Source organism: Planococcus beigongshangi (genome assembly GCF_016820495.1).
Taxonomy (GTDB): Bacteria; Bacillota; Bacilli; order Bacillales_A; family Planococcaceae; genus Planococcus; species Planococcus beigongshangi.
The window spans coordinates 1-16,128 of the sequence record NZ_JADHDU010000012.1 but is presented as its reverse complement, the minus strand read 5'-3'; the positions used below and the strand labels follow the sequence as shown (position 1 = coordinate 16,128).

The 16,128-nt window shown below is 46.9% G+C and carries 18 protein-coding genes; 1 reads left to right on the top strand and 17 read right to left on the bottom strand.

Translation table 11 applies throughout. The features are described from left to right. The 8 genes from purR to metG all read right to left on the bottom strand — a co-directional run bounded on the left by purR (position 1) and on the right by metG (position 8,652). Positions 1 to 828 carry a pur operon repressor gene (purR, locus tag IQ294_RS15575; RefSeq protein ID WP_203334969.1) on the bottom strand — a complete coding sequence of 276 codons (828 nt, stop codon included), beginning with the start codon at positions 826 to 828 and terminating at the stop codon, positions 1 to 3. Between the two features lie 56 nt (positions 829 to 884). Beyond that, complete coding sequence (gene ispE / locus IQ294_RS15570; RefSeq protein ID WP_203334968.1) at positions 885 to 1,748, bottom strand: 4-(cytidine 5'-diphospho)-2-C-methyl-D-erythritol kinase; 864 nt, start codon at positions 1,746 to 1,748, stop codon at positions 885 to 887. A gap of 174 nt (positions 1,749 to 1,922) precedes the next feature. Beyond that, positions 1,923 to 2,186 carry a biofilm formation stimulator Veg gene (veg, locus tag IQ294_RS15565; RefSeq protein ID WP_071152415.1) on the bottom strand — a complete coding sequence of 88 codons (264 nt, stop codon included), beginning with the start codon at positions 2,184 to 2,186 and terminating at the stop codon, positions 1,923 to 1,925. A 151-nt stretch (positions 2,187 to 2,337) separates the two neighbouring features. Next, positions 2,338 to 3,216 (bottom strand): 16S rRNA (adenine(1518)-N(6)/adenine(1519)-N(6))-dimethyltransferase RsmA, encoded by an 879-nt coding sequence (rsmA, locus tag IQ294_RS15560; RefSeq protein ID WP_238942878.1) that lies wholly within the window; start codon positions 3,214 to 3,216, stop codon positions 2,338 to 2,340. Then, positions 3,217 to 3,774, bottom strand: a complete 558-nt coding sequence (gene rnmV, locus IQ294_RS15555) for a ribonuclease M5 (RefSeq protein WP_203334967.1) — start codon at positions 3,772 to 3,774, stop codon at positions 3,217 to 3,219. 592 nt (positions 3,775 to 4,366) lie between these two features. After that, on the bottom strand, positions 4,367 to 5,650 hold the full coding sequence (locus IQ294_RS15550; protein WP_238942877.1) for a G5 and 3D domain-containing protein: 1,284 nt from the start codon (positions 5,648 to 5,650) through the stop codon (positions 4,367 to 4,369). A gap of 77 nt (positions 5,651 to 5,727) precedes the next feature. After that, complete coding sequence (locus tag IQ294_RS15545) at positions 5,728 to 6,504, bottom strand: TatD family hydrolase (protein WP_203334966.1); 777 nt, start codon at positions 6,502 to 6,504, stop codon at positions 5,728 to 5,730. A 192-nt stretch (positions 6,505 to 6,696) separates the two neighbouring features. Beyond that, a complete protein-coding gene (gene metG / locus IQ294_RS15540) occupies positions 6,697 to 8,652 on the bottom strand; it encodes a methionine--tRNA ligase (RefSeq protein ID WP_203334965.1) in 1,956 nt (651 codons plus the stop codon). Between the two features lie 329 nt (positions 8,653 to 8,981). Here metG and abrB point away from each other — a divergent pair, with 329 nt between their 5' ends. Further along, entirely contained in the window at positions 8,982 to 9,260 is a 279-nt protein-coding gene (gene abrB, locus IQ294_RS15535; RefSeq protein ID WP_084242246.1) for a transition state genes transcriptional regulator AbrB, read from the top strand. Positions 9,261 to 9,299: 39 nt separating this feature from the next. Here the strand turns inward: abrB and rsmI are convergent, their stop codons facing one another. The 9 genes from rsmI to IQ294_RS15490 all read right to left on the bottom strand — a co-directional run bounded on the left by rsmI (position 9,300) and on the right by IQ294_RS15490 (position 15,964). Next, on the bottom strand, positions 9,300 to 10,178 hold the full coding sequence (gene rsmI, locus IQ294_RS15530) for a 16S rRNA (cytidine(1402)-2'-O)-methyltransferase (RefSeq protein WP_203334964.1): 879 nt from the start codon (positions 10,176 to 10,178) through the stop codon (positions 9,300 to 9,302). Further along, the gene (locus IQ294_RS15525; protein ID WP_203334963.1) at positions 10,178 to 10,444 is read right to left on the bottom strand and encodes a GIY-YIG nuclease family protein; all 267 of its coding nucleotides are present in this window, start codon (positions 10,442 to 10,444) and stop codon (positions 10,178 to 10,180) included. Before IQ294_RS15525 ends, rsmI begins: the two co-directional genes overlap by 1 nt. Beyond that, complete coding sequence (locus IQ294_RS15520; RefSeq protein WP_432419968.1) at positions 10,431 to 11,168, bottom strand: tRNA1(Val) (adenine(37)-N6)-methyltransferase; 738 nt, start codon at positions 11,166 to 11,168, stop codon at positions 10,431 to 10,433. The genes IQ294_RS15525 and IQ294_RS15520 overlap by 14 nt, the downstream gene beginning before the upstream one ends. Positions 11,169 to 11,241: 73 nt before the next feature. Beyond that, positions 11,242 to 11,604 (bottom strand): DNA replication initiation control protein YabA, encoded by a 363-nt coding sequence (yabA, locus tag IQ294_RS15515; RefSeq protein ID WP_203334961.1) that lies wholly within the window; start codon positions 11,602 to 11,604, stop codon positions 11,242 to 11,244. Between the two features lie 10 nt (positions 11,605 to 11,614). Beyond that, positions 11,615 to 12,427 carry a PSP1 domain-containing protein gene (locus IQ294_RS15510; RefSeq protein WP_203334960.1) on the bottom strand — a complete coding sequence of 271 codons (813 nt, stop codon included), beginning with the start codon at positions 12,425 to 12,427 and terminating at the stop codon, positions 11,615 to 11,617. A gap of 3 nt (positions 12,428 to 12,430) precedes the next feature. Further along, a complete protein-coding gene (gene holB / locus IQ294_RS15505) occupies positions 12,431 to 13,417 on the bottom strand; it encodes a DNA polymerase III subunit delta' (protein WP_238942879.1) in 987 nt (328 codons plus the stop codon). 84 nt (positions 13,418 to 13,501) lie between these two features. Beyond that, positions 13,502 to 13,831 (bottom strand): cyclic di-AMP receptor DarA, encoded by a 330-nt coding sequence (gene darA, locus IQ294_RS15500; protein ID WP_203334958.1) that lies wholly within the window; start codon positions 13,829 to 13,831, stop codon positions 13,502 to 13,504. A gap of 56 nt (positions 13,832 to 13,887) precedes the next feature. Then, positions 13,888 to 14,532, bottom strand: a complete 645-nt coding sequence (gene tmk / locus IQ294_RS15495; protein WP_203334957.1) for a dTMP kinase — start codon at positions 14,530 to 14,532, stop codon at positions 13,888 to 13,890. Beyond that, positions 14,525 to 15,964: an aminotransferase class I/II-fold pyridoxal phosphate-dependent enzyme gene (locus IQ294_RS15490; RefSeq protein WP_203334956.1), complete on the bottom strand. Its 1,440-nt coding sequence runs from the start codon at positions 15,962 to 15,964 to the stop codon at positions 14,525 to 14,527. Before IQ294_RS15490 ends, tmk begins: the two co-directional genes overlap by 8 nt. Positions 15,965 to 16,128: the final 164 nt, after the last annotated feature.

Sequence of the window (16,128 nt, the reverse complement as noted above, 5' to 3'; positions counted from 1 at the left end):
TCAAAAACCTCCATCTGCAAAATAATTTCCTGCTTGCAATTCGATTTTACGTTCTTTTTCACTGACTTCGCGCAATTTGACAAGTGATAAGTATTTCTCGACCAGCTGTTCATCTTTATGTTCCGCTTCTACCAGCACCGCCACGCCCGCAAGCGTGCATTCGAATTCTTCAAGAAGATTCTTCATCCCGTTCATGGTGCCGCCGACTTTCATGAAATCGTCGGTGATCAGCACACGCTGGCCGCTCTTCATGCTGCGTTTCGACAGCACCATCGTCTGGATGCGGCGCGATGAACCGGAGACATAATTGATGCTGACGGTTGATCCTTCTGTCACTTTGCTGTCGCGGCGGACGATGACAACCGGTACGTTCAGGTGACGCGCAATGGCATGGGCAATCGGGATGCCTTTTGTCGCCACTGTCATGATGACATCGATTTTCTGATCGGCAAAAGCAGAAGCGAAGACTTTTCCGACCCGGTTCATCATATCCGGATTGCCCAGAATATCCGTCATATAGAGATAACCACCCGGCAGCAGCCGGTCGGAATGGCTTAATTCGCTGATAAGCTCCTGCATGATGCCGTGAATTTCCGATTTTTGCATTTTGGGGATATATTTCACTCCACCAGCCGCTCCAGGCACCGTAGCCAATAAACCGATGCCTTTTTGTTCAAACGTTTCTTTGACGATTCCGAGATCTTCACTGATCGATGATTTGGCCGATCCATACAAATCAGCAAAATACGTCAACGGAATCAATTTATGCGGATGATCCAATAAATAATGTGTCATGTCCACTAAACGTTCACTGCGCTTCCACTTCATTTTCCACTCTCCTAAACACGAATGATTTAATGAAAACTTACCATAATTATCCGTCTTTAAGCAAGTGGCTCCCGTTCGCCGACCAATCGGACCGCATACACTTCATCACAGAAGCCGCGTAATCCGTTATAAATACGCGCCACACGCGCTTCCTGCTGTACCAATCCGAAAACAGTCGGGCCGCTGCCGCTCATCAAAACAGCATCCGCACCGAACTTCTTCATCTGATCTTTGATCTGTGCCACTTCCGGATACAATGACAAAGTCACACTTTCCAGGGCATTGCCCAGGTTCTCACAGACGGCGTCATAATCTTTATTTTCAATGGCACGGATCATTTCCTGCGTATTCGGATGATCCGCCCGATTGACGTCAAATGCACCGTATACTTCTGCGGTGGACACGCCAATTGTCGGCTTCGCCAGAATGACCCAGCAGTTTGGCGGTGATGGCAGCTGTTGAATGATTTCTCCGCGGCCTTTTGCCAGTGCGGTTCCGCCGTAGACGCAGAAAGCGACATCCGAGCCGATTTTCGTGCCGAGTTCGGCAAGCTCATCCAGCGACAGATTCAACTTCCATAATTTGTTCAAGCCTTTCAGCGTTGCAGCTGCATCACTTGATCCGCCGGCAAGTCCGGCAGCCACCGGAATCTGTTTATCCAGCTTGATGATGACACCGGATTTGATGTTATACGTATCTTTCAATAATTTTGCTGCCTGGTAGGCGAGGTTCCGGGAATCATTCGGCACAAACCGATCTGCTGATTCGATATGGATACCGCGTTCTGTTTTCTTCAGTCCGATACGGTCTGCAAGGTCTACAGTGGTCATGATCATTTCGACTTCATGGTAATTGTCGGGTCTTTTATGTAAGACATCCAGTGTTAAATTGATTTTGGCGGGCGCTTTTACGTAGAGCATTCCACTGTCTCCTTTATATTCTGATGAAGACTATTTTAACACATGCGAATGAAATGAGGCGTTTTTGGACAAAGAAAAGCGACGCCGCCCGTTAAGCTGAAATCACCAACAAAAAACCCACACAGCGCCGAACCGGCACCGCATGGGTCTCAAAAAAATATGAATATAGTTCAATTATTTAACGACTAAAGCGTCTTCTGTTCCTTCGTATACAGTGATTTCCACTGCTTCCGTCAGGATGTCCGCGTAGCTGTAGGACACTCTTTCAAATGCATGTTCATCTTGATCTAACTCAATTACGAACACGGAGTGATATGTTTCGCGCAGGATTCCGGCACGTTCGACCGTTTTCTTGCGACCTCCGTTTGCTTTCAACAGCAATCGTTTCCCTAAATGCAAATCCAACGACTTCTTGATATCCGCCAAAGTTTTGGGCATTTTGTCTACACCTCACTATAAACAAACTTTACTACAAAATGCCCAAATTGTCAAATAAATTTTTAATTTTATCCCTGAATCCGCTCTGTGTCAATATTTATTTATTCGAAATACCTTTTTTTATTTTTAGTTGTGCCGTTTTTTCAACAGATTAACCGAAATGCTTGTAAAGCTCGTCCGCTAGCCCACCGAATTCTTTGATGCTCAGCGTTTCACCGCGTCTGGTCGGATCGATTCCCGCGTCTTCAAGCGCCTTCAGGATCAGCTCTTTCTTTTCTTTGCCGTCCGGCATTGCCGCCTGGAGATTATTAAGGATCGTCTTGCGGCGCTGCACGAATGAACCGCGTGTCACTTTGAAGAAAAAGTCCTCATCGATGACTTCCACTTGCGGCGTCGTGCGCTTCGTCATGCGGATCACCGCCGAGTCGACATTCGGCTGGGGCATAAAGACGCTCTTCGGCACCGTCAAAGCCATTTCCGCTTCTGTGTAATACTGGATGGCGATGGACAAGGAACCATAGGCTTTAGTTCCGGGTTTCGCCGTAATCCGCTCTGCCACTTCTTTTTGCAGCATGACCACGAGCCCCCGGATCGGCAGCTTCTCAAGCAGAAGCTTCATGATGATCGGAGTCGTCACATAATACGGCAAGTTAGCGACCACCATGATATCGTCGTAGCCTTCCAGTTCCTTCGCAATGGCAGCCGCCACGTCCGCTTTCAGAATATCTGAATGGATGATCGAGATATTATCGTACGGCGACAGGGTATCGTCCAAAACAGGCAATAGCCGCTGGTCGATTTCAAATGCCAATACTTTACCGGCTGAACGTGCGAGATGCTCTGTCAAAGCGCCGATCCCCGGCCCGATTTCGATAGCCGCGGATTGTTTCGTCAAATCTGCCTGGCCTACGATTTTGCGTAAAATATTCGGGTCGATCAAGAAGTTCTGCCCTAGGCTCTTTTTAACGGTCAAACCATGTTTCGCCATGATTTCCTGTGTGCGTATGGGTGTTGCGATATCTTTTATCATTTAATGTTCCTCCTGGTTCAGCGCCTGCACCGCTTCGATGAATTGCTGTTTCGTTATGCCGAACATATGCAGCCGCTTGGCAAGCTGTTTGCCATTTGTATAACCGATCTGCAGCCTGTTGCCAAGTTCTGTACGCCGCTGACGGGCCTGTGGATGTGCCACAAGCTGTGCGAGGATCAGATCCTCCATTGTGATCACAGCAGGCTCTTCGTTGTTCCACAATGTATGGACGGCAGCCAGCGCTTCCCGGATATCTTCATCTTTTGCATGTTCAATTCCCAGGCCTTTGCCGTTTTTCGCAATGGTCTTTTCTTTCGCCAAAAATGCATGCTTCGCTGTCGGTACATATTCCTCAATAATAGCACGGATCCGCCTGCCTGGATAATCAGGATCGGTAAACACGATGACGCCGCGTTTCGCTGCGGCATGCGCTATTTTCTGTAAGGTCTCCTCAGAAATCGCCGAGCCGTTCGTTTCGATGGTGTCGGCTTCGACTGCGCGTTTGATCGCGACCGTATCGTCTTTGCCTTCCACCACAATCACTTCTTTTATCTTCATCTATTTGTTCCTCGTTTCAAAACTATTTGTTTTAGTGAGTTGAATAGCTTTATATACCGCTTCAGTGCTATATAAGTTGAACTAATAATATTTAATAATCTTTAATAATCTTTAATAATCGATATTTCGCAAAACAGCTTCGCTTTCCGGAACCCATGCTCCTGTCTCTGTCCCTGCATCGCTGCGCTAGCTTCGTCGCAAAGGTTTGGCCGAATGAAGTTCGGCCAGACCTTCCCTGCGGTGTATCGGTCGTGTCGCTAAGCCGCTGGAGTCTTTGCTGTTTTACTCCATATCTAAGAAATCCTTCTCGAGCTGAGGTAGTTTCCACAAGCGAACTCGGAACCCCGCCCGAGTGGGTGCTGGGCGCTGCGCTGAAACTGCAGGGAGTATTTGTTGCTTCACTCCAACTCTAGAAGTGGACCTAAGCGAAGAAGCATAATCTTCGCACTGCCCATAGCGCCGAAGCGAAATATCTGGTATTTCTTTAGTTCAATTTATATAGAAGTAATATCAATATGTTCAGTGTACCCTGTTTCAACCGGACATGTAAAAAGCTTTCCCGGTACCCCGGGAAAGCTTTGCCTACGATTTATTAATCCAATACTTTGATTTTCACCTGTTTGCGTCCGAATGCCAATGCTGTCGAACGGTCTGCTACAAAGATGTCGATCTTGTTGCCTTTGATCGCGCCGCCTGTATCACCAGCGATTGCATGGCCGTATCCTTCAACCCATACTTTTGAGCCGAGCGGAATAACGGAAGGATCAACTGCGATCACTTTCAGATGCGGATTCGCTTTCAGGTTGATGCCAGTTGCTGTGATGCCCGAGCATCCAGCACATGAAGCGGTGTAGGCTGTTGCCGATACATAGAATTCACGGCCGCTTGCCGGTTCGCTGCTTTGTGCCGGTGCTGCAGTTTTAGTCGTTGCTGCAGCTGCCTGTTTCGGAGCAGGAGCTGCCGCTTTTTTGTCAGCGCCGCGGGAAATGCTGGCTACGACCGTTTTTGTTCCGACTGCCACTACGTGCTTTTTCGGTTCTTTGATGATTTTCTCGCCTTTAAGTTCACGTTTTACTTCTTTGCCGTTTTCTTTTACGACTTCATAAGTTTTCTCTACAAGACCTTCTTCGCCGTTTTGTACGACTTTTTCAGATCCTTTCAATAGAGAGGAATCTTTTTTCGTCTCTTTTGCAAATTTCACTGAATCTTCCACTACATCGGTGACCTTTTCTACACGAACAACTTTAACTTCAGATCCGGGAAGGACTAGTTCATCCATATTTTTTTCCACACGGTCAAGATCGTTCAAAGTGATTTTATGTTGTTTCAAAAAGTCAGCGACCGTAGTCGAAGTGGACCATACTTTCTTTTCTTCGAGTCCATCATGAACGGTAACTTCATATGCCTTTTCAACAGAGATGGCTGTTTCCGGATCCACTTCCGCATCAAGGGCAGGGGTTACTTTATCGTGCTCAGTAATTTCGATATTTGCTTTTGCCAATATATCTTCCACTGTATTCAAAGTGGTCCAGGCCGATGTCGGCTTGCCGTCCACTGTGATTGTAAATTGATCCGCTTCTGTCCATTCGATGACGATGTCGTTATCGATCGAAGCATCGGCTGTATGGCTCAAATAGTCATCCTGGCCTACTCTGATTTCCTGTTCTTCAAGAAATGCACCTACTGTTTCAGCATGCGTTTTCACTTCTTCTTCATTACCGTTGGAAACCATTGTAACTGTGTTTTTTGTACCTTCATAAATTGCGAAAACCATAACGGCTGCGAACATAAGCACCGTCGCCATTGTAATAATGACCGATTTCCTCTTTGATGTTTTTATCGTTGAATAATTATTATCTTCTTCTTCTTTCGTCAAACTTAACTCCTCCTCATTCACCTGAGTGATTATATAGACTCATTTTGAACCTGTCAAATCAAACGGTTAACAGCGATTCAGTTTTTATCATTTAATTTGAAGAACATTTCAGCATTCTGCGTGGTGGCTTTTGCCACTTCTTCCACCGTGATCCCTTTCAGACGGGCAATTTCTTCGGCTACTAATGGAACGTAGGAAGGCTCATTGCGTTTTCCGCGGTAAGGGTGAGGCGCAAGATACGGTGCATCCGTCTCGATCAGCAGATGTTCAAGCGGAATCTCCGCTGCCACTTCTTTCGGTTTCTTGGCATTTTTGAACGTCACCGGACCTCCAAGTGAGATCATGAAGTTCATATCGATGCTTTCCTGTGCCGTTTCGACACTGCCGCCGAAACAATGCATGATACCGCCGACTTCGGCTGCGTTTTCTTCTTTCAGGATGTTCAAAACGTCCCCGGTCGCATCACGGTTATGGATGATGATCGGAAGTTCCAGCTTTTTCGCGAGGCGTATCTGCTTGCGGAAAACTTCCTGCTGCACACCTTTCGGCGATTTGTCCCAGTGGTAATCCAAGCCTGTTTCGCCGATGCCCACCACTTTCGGGTGCGCGGAAAGCTCTTCGATCCAGTCCAGATCTTCATCCGTGCAATCCACCGCATCAACCGGATGCCAGCCGATGACGGCATAAATGAAGTCATATTGTTCTATCAAGGCCATCGCGCGCTCAATCGTTTTCCGATCGAATCCGATGACAATCATTTTTGTAACATTGTTTTCCAATGCGCGGTCGATGACTTCCTGAAGATCGTCATCATATTGGTCTGCATTTAAATGTACGTGAGTATCAATAAACATAGAGCACTCTCCTTACGCTAAGACTTATTCTAGCTGTAATTTTGATTTCTTTCTTCACAACAATATTACATTTGTATAACAAAACATCTTATTTGTGTATCATTTTTACCGGTTAGCCTTCTTAAAAACACACAAATATCACCATAATAAAGATGGTCCGCTCAGTCAAGCGGACCATCTTCAATCGTAATTTTATTTAATTTTTGCGCCATTCGGCAATTTTTCCGCAATGGAGGCCATTGTCAGGTAACCGTCTTTTTCTCCTGCCAGAATCATGCCCTGTGATAATTCACCGCGTAATTTGACAGGTTTCAGATTGGCCACAACGACCACTTTCTTGCCGACCAATTCTTCCGGTTTATAGTGCTCGGCAATTCCTGATACCACCTGCCGCTGTTCGTAACCCAAGTCCAACTGCAATTTCAGCAGTTTGGATGTTTTCGGAACAGGCTCACAGGCGATGACTGTCGCTGCACGAAGATCCACTTTCATGAAATCGTCAATCGTGATTTCCGGCACGTCCGGCACTTCTTCCACAATTTCCTCTTCGGGTGCTGCCGCGCCTCCGCGCATCTGGTCACGGATATAGGCCACTTCCGGTTCGATTTCAAGACGCGGGAAAATCGGCGTGCCTTTTGCCGCTACTGTTGCGCCAGCTGGAATTTTGCCGAATCCATCAAGTGTTTCCCAAGTCAGATACTCTTCACTCAGACCGAGCTGCTCAATGATCTGTTTCGGTGCATTCGGCAGGAACGGCTGCAGCATAACCGCAGTCATACGCAGACTTTCCGCCAGATGAGCCATGACAGACGCCAGCTGATCTTTCAGCGCTTCGTCTTTTGCCAGCACCCAAGGCTGTGTCTCATCGATGTATTTATTCGTTCTGGAAATCAGCGTCCACACTTCACTCAATACCATGCTGAACTGCATTTTCTCCATATGCTTCTCGTAGACTTCGACTGTCTGTTTCGCAACCTGCTGAAGGGTTGCATCAAATTCCGTTTTTTCACCGTCAATCTGCGGCACGTTGCCGTCAAAGTATTTATTGATCATGGAAACCGTCCGATTCAATAAATTCCCGAGGTCATTGGCAAGATCGTAATTCGTGCGTTCGATAAACGCTTCCGGAGAAAAGACGCCATCAGAACCGAATGGCAGCTCACGCAGCAGGAAATAACGCGTGGCGTCCAAGCCATACCGTTCAACCAGCATTTCCGGATAGACGACGTTGCCTTTGGATTTTGACATTTTGCCGTCTTTCATCATGATGAAGCCGTGTGCGAAAACTTTCTTCGGCAGCGGAAGATCAAGCGCCATCAGGAAAATCGGCCAGTAGATCGTATGGAAACGGACGATATCCTTACCGACTACATGGACATCCGCCGGCCAGTATCTATTGAATAATGATTCGTCATCGGAACCATAGCCGAGTGACGTGATGTAATTCGACAGGGCATCCACCCACACATAGATGACGTGTTTCGGATCTCCAGGAACCGGAATTCCCCAGTCGAATGATGTACGGGAAACGGAAAGGTCCTCGAGGCCCGGCTTGATGAAATTATTGATCATTTCGTTTTTGCGGGATTCCGGCTCGATGAATTCAACATTATTCTCGTAATACTCGAGAAGGCGTGCTGCATATTTCTTCATATTGAAGAAATACGATTCTTCCTTCACTTTATGGACAGGTCTGCCGCAATCCGGGCAATTGCCGTTTTCCAGCTGGCTTTCCGTATAGAATGATTCACAAGGCGTGCAATACCAGCCTTCGTAATGGCCTTTATAGATATCCCCGTTGTCCAGGAATTTCTGGAAAATCTTTTCGACGCCTTCTTTGTGGCGATTTTCCGTTGTACGGATAAAATCGTCATAGCTGATATCCATCGTCTGCCAGACGCTTTTCGCAGCATCTGCCATTCCATCGACAAATTCCTGCGGCGCAAGCCCGGCTTCCTGAGCCTTCTCTTCAATCTTTTGGCCGTGCTCATCCATGCCCGTCAAAAAACGGACATCAAAGCCGCGCAGTCGCTTATAGCGTGCCATCGCATCGGAAGCGACCGTAGTATAAGCGGTGCCGATGTGGAATTTTCCGCTTGGATAATAAATCGGAGTCGTTAAATAGAATGTTTCTTTGTTTGCAGTCACGAAAAATTCCTCCAGTTCATGTGTATAAGATTTATTTTAACGAAGTCCGCAATTTTGTACAATGTTTCAAACTGTGGCTTCGTAAGGGATTATCTGTAAAAATACTATTCTTTTATTTTTGTCTAATATTTACAATACTTTAAATTTTCTTTCTTCATGAAGTTTGCAGATTTATTATCTTAAAAAAATGTCAGAAATTATGAAATTTCATTATAAAATAGATAGTTTTTATTGACCTTCTTGATGGGACTTGGTATGCTTTATGACAGGAAGTGGTAATTGTCGAATTTTGGCGAAAGCATCCATAAACTTTAAGGGGGACGAATTTGATGAAATCAACAGGTATTGTACGTAAAGTTGATGAACTGGGCCGTGTCGTTATTCCAATCGAATTGCGCCGCACATTAGGCATTGCAGAAAAAGATGCATTGGAGATCTATGTTGATGACGACAAGATCATTCTGAAAAAATACATGCCGAACATGACTTGCGCCGTAACTGGTGAAGTATCAGACGACAACATGAAACTTGTCGGCGGTAAATTGGTCTTGAGTTCTGAAGGCGCAGAAATGCTGATGAAAGAAATTCAAGGCAATTTGAAGAAGTAAGACCAGTAAAAACCGGACGCTGCAGGCGTTCCGGTTTTTTTATTGATCTAATTCATGGTAAGCCTGGTAAACCTCACGTTTCGACAGGCTTCGTTCAATCGACACTTGCTTGATCGCTTCTTTTGAAGAAAGGCCGTCGCGTTCCATCACCGCTGCCACGTGTTCTGCAATGGATAATTGTTCCCACCAGGTCGATGCATCAACCGGATCCGGTGCAGCATTGCCTTCGATGACCAGACAAAACTCTCCCCGCGCTTCATTGGCGTCCGCCCATTCCACTGCCTGCTCCACTGTGCCTCTCAGAAATTCCTCAAACTTTTTCGTCACTTCACGTGCCAGCACAATCCTCCGTTCGCCGCCAAAACTCTTATGGATGCTCTTCAGGCATTCCTTCAACCGGTGGGGTGCTTCGTAAAAGACCAGCGTTTCGCGGTTCTGGCTCAAGCGCTCCAGTTCTGCCTGCCGCTCTTTTTTGCTGCGGGACAGAAAACCGTAGAATTGAAACGGCTGCGGCGCGATTCCTGAGGCGATCAACGCGCTCAGTGCTGCATTGGCGCCTGGAATCGGCACGACCGGAAAACCGGCTTCAATGACGCGTTTCACGATATCTTCACCGGGATCGGAAATGCACGGCATCCCCGCATCGCTGACAAGTGCCACCGATTTGCCTTCTTCCATATAGGAAAGGATCTTGTAACCGCCGCTTTCCTGATTATGCTCATGGTAACTGACGAGTTTCGTCTGGATATCAAAGTAATTGCACAATTTTTTCGTATTCCTCGTATCTTCCGCCGCGATAACATCGGCTTCCTTTAAAATGCGCAGCGCACGGACCGTCATGTCCTCGAGGTTGCCGATCGGCGTGGCCACCAAATATAACGTGGCCGTCTCATGTTGAAAACTTTTCTGGGATTTCATCAGCTTTGCTCCTTCCCTTCAGCAATATAACGGATTTTCTTCGCTTTCGTTAATTGCTTGAAGGCATATTCCGCCTTCATCGCTTCGGGCTTCGTTTCGAATTCTTCAAAATGGATCATCCGAACGGGGCCTCTCGCCCGTGTATATTTAGCCCCTTTTCCGGAATTGTGGGCATCCAGCCTTTTTTGCAGATCATTTGTATAGCCGGCGTAATAGGAGCTGTCCGCGCATTCCAATACATAGAAGTAATGGCTAATTGTCTCCATAGAGCATTTCCCGCACTTCTTCCGTATATTCACCGTCATCTCCGTAGACAATCAGCGGCGGCAGGATTTTCAGATCCGGCTTGCCGTCTTTCGTGCCTTCGATCAAAAGCGTATTCGCTTCCTTGCCGGCTTTCGGATAGACCAGGCGGACGCGTTTCGGCTCCAGCCGGTTGGCGCGCATCGCAGTGATCAGGTCGATCAGCCGTCCTGAGCGGTGCACAAACGCCGCTTTACCACCCTGTTTCAATAATTGGCTTGCAGAACGCACCGCTTCATCCAAAGTCAGGTGCAGCTCGTGGCGTGCAATCGCCATATGCTCACTGATATTCTTATCGCTCATTTCATGCGCCGGAAAATAAGGCGGGTTGCATGTCACTACATCGTATTTCTCAAATCCCAGCGTTTCGGGAATCGACTTTACGTCGCCCTCCATTATACGGATCTGCGCTTCGAGCTCATTATAAGCCACACTGCGCCGAGCCATATGGACAAGGCGCTCCTGCAGTTCGACGCCGATGATCTCTGACTCGGTCCGTGCACTTAAAAATAACGGAATTGCGCCGTTTCCGGTGCACAGATCCACAATTTTACCGCGCTTCAGGGGCAGATAGGCAAATCGTGCCAATAAAACCGCATCCAGCGAAAACGAAAACACGGAAGGACTTTGGATAATCCGCAAATCCTCCGCCAATAAATAATCCAGCCGTTCATCATCCAACAGCATCACTTTCAACTCCTTTATAAAAACAAAAAGCTGCCGTCACGCAAAGTGACGGCAGCTTTTGTGGATTTCACCATCAATTCTGCTTGTTTAAAAACGATAGGCAGAACAGGCAATCATCGCCTTTTCGTGAACTGCCGAAATGGACATGGCAGACATGGTAGCCTTCATGATAAAGGCGGGCCAGATTATCATAACCTTCACCGATATCCATGACCGCTCTTTCAAGTTTTACAGGGTCGACAGCTGCCGCCGCTTCCGGAACCGATTCGTGAAGCTCATCAAGCCGCGCACGCAGATGATGATTTTCAAGCTGCAGTGCATGATGTTCTTCCATTGTATGCGCTACAACTGCTTTCAATTCGCGGAATTGCTGCTGCATCGATTCGAGTTGCTGCTCGAAATCCATGACCGTGTCCAAAAAGTTCTTATCTTTCACACCAACCACCTCACGCTCTCGTTCCTTGGTCCATTATCTCACTTAATGCATATTCAAGTGTCTGTTCCTGCTCAGAAAGACGGATTTTTAACACCCGTTCCAGAATATTCATCCCGACAACGCGTCCTTCACCGTCCGGAGTCGCAACGCGCATGCCGACATCCGGCATTTCTTTTTTCGCCTGCTCGTATTCATCGTTCTCATATTTCAGGCAGCACATCAAACGTCCGCATAATCCTGAAATTTTCGAAGGATTCAATGACAGATTCTGATCTTTCGCCATCTTGATCGAAACCGGTTCAAAATCGCCAAGGAATGTTGAACAGCAGAGCATGCGTCCGCATGGCCCGATACCACCCAGCATCTTCGCTTCATCTCTTACACCAATCTGGCGAAGTTCAATGCGAGTACGGAATATTGACGCCAGATCCTTAACGAGGTTCCGGAAATCGACGCGCCCTTCCGCTGTAAAATAAAAAATCACTTTATTGCGGTCGAATGTATATTCAACGTCCACCAGCTTCATATCCAACCGATGTTCTTCAATCTTGCCTGTGCCTGTTTCAAACGCCCGCTGCGCTTCCTCACGGTTCTCTTCCACTTGTTCGCGGTCACGGTCACTGGCAACACGCACAACTTGTTTCAGTGGCAGCACGACATCATTTTCTCCGACAGTCTTGACCGGCACTACCACTTTCCCGTACTCTACTCCGCGTGCAGTTTCTACGATGACATAATCATCTTTTTCGATGGCGAATTCGCCTGGATCGAAATAATATATTTTACCCGCTTTTTTGAAGCGGACACCTATGACATTATACAATTTTTACCCCTCCTGCAGATTCAGCATTAATTGCTCCATCAGCAGCGTTCGGTTCATATTGCGAGGCAATTGCTGTTTGGCCTGTAAAATGGCCTGCAGCTGTGTTGACAACACAGTAAAAGAACGCTGAAGAGCCATCTGCTTCCAAGTTTCTTCCATGTCTGGATACGTTCTTGCTGTCTCGAGTCCTGCCTTTACCGAGGCAATGTCCCGATAAGCAAATAATAACATGTCCAGGCCTCTTTCGGTATCTTCTTTTTCCTTAAACAACGGAAACCAGTCTGACTGCAGCATTAAAAGAGCCTCGTGTACATTGTTGCTGACCACTTCCACGATCTTCAAAACTGTTTTTCTTTCCTGCGGGAATTGTTCATCTGCACTTAAAGCGAACGCCTCCTCTTCGCTTTGCGTAAGCATGCTCACAGTCGCAGCCATAGATGCCGTCATCCCGCGGGCAATCAGTTTCTCCATCAGCACCGGTCGGGACAAAGGTTGAAACGACACCAGCTGGCAGCGTGAACGGATCGTACTCATAATCGCATTCAACCGTTCTGTCTGTAGAATGGCGATGACATTGAATTCCGGCTCTTCAAGGAATTTCAGCAACGCATTGGCGGAAGCGTTATTCATGCGATCAGCATCCTGGATGACGTAAATCTTACGCCCTGTGTTCAGCCCTGTTTTATTCATCCGGTAGATCAGTTCACGAATCTGGTCGATTTTAATGTTTTGGCCATCCGGTTCAATAAAAACGATATTCGGATGATTCCCTGAATCATATATTTGGCAGCTTCTGCATGTTCCACATGGAACATTTTGCTGCGGATTTTCACATAGCAATAGCTTTACAAAAAAATGCGTCACTTCTGTTATACCGGAACCGGCAGGTCCTTCAAAAAGGTAGGCATGTGCCAAACGCTCTTTTTCAAAAGCCCCCTGCAGCCTTTTCATCACCACCGGCTGCATTTGCCCGAATTCTTCGATTGTCATCTGCACATCTTTCACCTTCCGCCTTTTAAAAAAATCCCGTGTTCCAAAGGAGCACGGGGTCATGTATTGGTAGGACTATGCTGCTTAGAAATGATGGAATTGCTCGATTGGCAGCACAAAAATCGTGGCTCCGCCTACTTCAACTTCCACTGGGTACGGAATATAGGAATCCGCATTTCCGCCCATCGGTGATACAGGTGCTACCATCTGTTCACGGGAACGGCAATTCTCTCGGATCAAATCCATTAATTTAGGAACGAGGTTATCTTCCACCCCGATTAAAAAAGTCGTATTTCCTGAGCGCAAAAACCCTCCTGTACTGGCAAGCTTGGTAGCCCGGAAATCATTTTTTGTCAACGCATTGGATAAACGGTTACTGTCTTGATCCTGTACAACTGCAACGACGAGTTTCATCAGCACTCACTCCTTTTTTGTTTTCCTTCTATTATAAGTATAACACGAACAATTAATTACGTTGTATAACTTTCCAAGCCTTTTTTTATCGCTGCCAATGCATCTGCCACAATTTCTTCAGGTTCTTTTGCGGCATCAATCTTTACGATGCGGTCAGGGTATCTGCGCATCACTTCCTGATAGCCCTCATACACCTTTTCATGGAACGACAACTTCTCCATATCCAGCCTGTTCTGCTCTCTCCCGCTGTTTGCCGCAATCCGCTGCAGGCCGATTTCCGGCGCCACATCGAACAATAAGGTCAAATCCGGCCACGTATCCTGGATGGCAAATTCATTGATGGATAGAACTTCATCTATGCCAAGACCTCTTGCGTGTCCCTGATAAGCAAGTGAGCTGTCGATAAAACGATCGCACAGCACCACTTTTCCTTCACGTAGAGCAGGCAGTACTTTTTCCGCCAGATGCTGGCGGCGGGCCGCAGCATAAAGAAGTGCTTCCGTCCGGCCATCCATTGCTGTGTGATTTTTATTCAGAATCACTTCCCGGATCTTTTCAGCGATTTCAATGCCGCCTGGTTCCCGTGTTAACACGGCTTCGATGCCAAGCGATTCGAGTTCCTTCATTAAGTGTTCGATCGCAGTCGTCTTCCCAGCGCCTTCAGGCCCTTCAACAGTAATAAAATATCCTCGTTTATTCATTTTTGTTGCCTCCATGCTGAATGACAGAAAGTTGTTTTTCAGCCAAATTATGTTCTCCCTGAATCATCGCTCCGGCTGCCAGATGATCCATTAATTGCTCCAATTTTGAATGGGTCCAGCGTTCTCCCGGCAATACAAGCGGCACTCCCGGCGGATACGGGGTCACCATCGCTGCGGAATGGCGTCCCATCGCTTTCGTATATGAAATCCATTCCTTATCAGCCAGATCGATCGCCTCAAATGAAATCTCCGGTTCACTGATTGCAGCCGGATGCTGCATCGGCATCGGATAAATCTCATCCCTTTGCTCTTTCCGCAGTTTTTGAACGGCTTCCCGGATACGGCTTCTGATTTCCGCAAACGGATATGTATGACTTTGCTTCAATAACGGTAATATCAGCACCACTTGGCGCATATCCGCCATTTCGGAATACAGATTCAGATTTTCCAATTTTCTCTGTAACCTGAAACCATTATAACCGCGTACCCTCAGCATGATTTTCAGTGGATCATCTGCTGTAAAAACGTCCAGTCCTGAAATCGTTTCGAGACTATCGATGAAAAATCGGCGCTTATCCTCAAAAATCTGCCTGTCAGGACCTGTATACGTCTGTATATAGGCCCGGGCATCATCCAATGAAGCCATGATCAAATAAGACGGACTGCTTGATTGGAACATTCGCAGGTATTTGCGGATTTTCTCCGAATCAACCCGGTTTCCCTGTATATGAAGATAAGAACCCATTGTCATAGCCGGCAACGTCTTGTGTGCCGATTGCACAACTACATCAGCCCCGTATGCCAAGGCGGATTGCGGAAAAGGCGGGCCTGCAAGGAAATGGGCTCCGTGGGCTTCATCCACTAATACCGGCAGACCGAATTGATGGCAGAGACTTATAATATCTTCTATCTCAGTGCCAGCCATGCCGTAATAATTGGGATAAGTCAAAATCAGTGCTTTTGCCTCCGGATATTGACGAATGGCTTCCTGCACAGTTTCCAACGTAACACCTTCCGCACTTTGAGAAGCTTCACCCCATTCAGGTGCCAGATAAACCGATTTTAACTTAGCTAATTCCAGTGCATGAAAAATCGACTTATGGGAATTTCGCTGGACCAATACTTGATCGCCTTCTCTGCAGACGGCATGGATCATCGCCAAATTACCACTGGTCGTACCGTTCACCAAAAAGAAGCTTTGATCAGCGCCGTATGCCTGAGCCAATAATTCCTGGGCTTCCTTGATCGCAGCTTCCGGATAATGCAAATCATCCAAACCGGTTAATTCAGTTTGATCATATCGCAAAGCAGACCGAATGCCGTCCTGCAGACCTGACAGCTCTCCGTGTTTATGGCCCGGTACATGGAAAGAAACGGGCCGCTGCTGCTGAAAATCATTTAACGCTTCCACTAAAGGGCGTCGGTGCGTCATCTTATTCACCCTCACCTATTTCTGATTCCTTCTATTATAACGAACTTCGGCACCGAAGTGAAAAAGCAGTCTTTGAAATCAATCGTTTCTTCGGAACTTCTGCTCTTATTAAAACCCTTCATTTCAATAAAATCATTGAAATGACAAAAAAGGCCATCACCACT

Excerpts from the sequence above, each read along its gene's own strand:
- abrB (WP_084242246.1), top strand. The coding sequence starts at position 8,982 with ATGAAATCAACAGGTATTGTACGTAAAGTTGATGAACTGGGCCGTGTC.
- IQ294_RS15545 (WP_203334966.1), bottom strand. The coding sequence starts at position 6,504 with ATGTTTATTGATACTCACGTACATTTAAATGCAGACCAATATGATGAC.
- IQ294_RS15520 (WP_432419968.1), bottom strand. The coding sequence starts at position 11,168 with ATGCTGTTGGATGATGAACGGCTGGATTATTTATTGGCGGAGGATTTG.
- rsmA (WP_238942878.1), bottom strand. The coding sequence starts at position 3,216 with ATGATAAAAGATATCGCAACACCCATACGCACACAGGAAATCATGGCG.
- IQ294_RS15525 (WP_203334963.1), bottom strand. The coding sequence starts at position 10,444 with ATGGAGACAATTAGCCATTACTTCTATGTATTGGAATGCGCGGACAGC.
- purR (WP_203334969.1), bottom strand. The coding sequence starts at position 828 with ATGAAGTGGAAGCGCAGTGAACGTTTAGTGGACATGACACATTATTTA.
- tmk (WP_203334957.1), bottom strand. The coding sequence starts at position 14,532 with ATGAATAAACGAGGATATTTTATTACTGTTGAAGGGCCTGAAGGCGCT.
- darA (WP_203334958.1), bottom strand. The coding sequence starts at position 13,831 with ATGAAACTCGTCGTTGCAGTTGTACAGGATCAAGACAGTAACCGTTTA.
- IQ294_RS15490 (WP_203334956.1), bottom strand. The coding sequence starts at position 15,964 with ATGACGCACCGACGCCCTTTAGTGGAAGCGTTAAATGATTTTCAGCAG.
- rnmV (WP_203334967.1), bottom strand. The coding sequence starts at position 3,774 with ATGAAGATAAAAGAAGTGATTGTGGTGGAAGGCAAAGACGATACGGTC.
- holB (WP_238942879.1), bottom strand. The coding sequence starts at position 13,417 with ATGACAATCGAAGAATTCGGGCAAATGCAGCCGGTGGTGATGAAAAGG.
- veg (WP_071152415.1), bottom strand. The coding sequence starts at position 2,186 with ATGCCCAAAACTTTGGCGGATATCAAGAAGTCGTTGGATTTGCATTTA.
- ispE (WP_203334968.1), bottom strand. The coding sequence starts at position 1,748 with ATGCTCTACGTAAAAGCGCCCGCCAAAATCAATTTAACACTGGATGTC.
- rsmI (WP_203334964.1), bottom strand. The coding sequence starts at position 10,178 with ATGAAATCCCAGAAAAGTTTTCAACATGAGACGGCCACGTTATATTTG.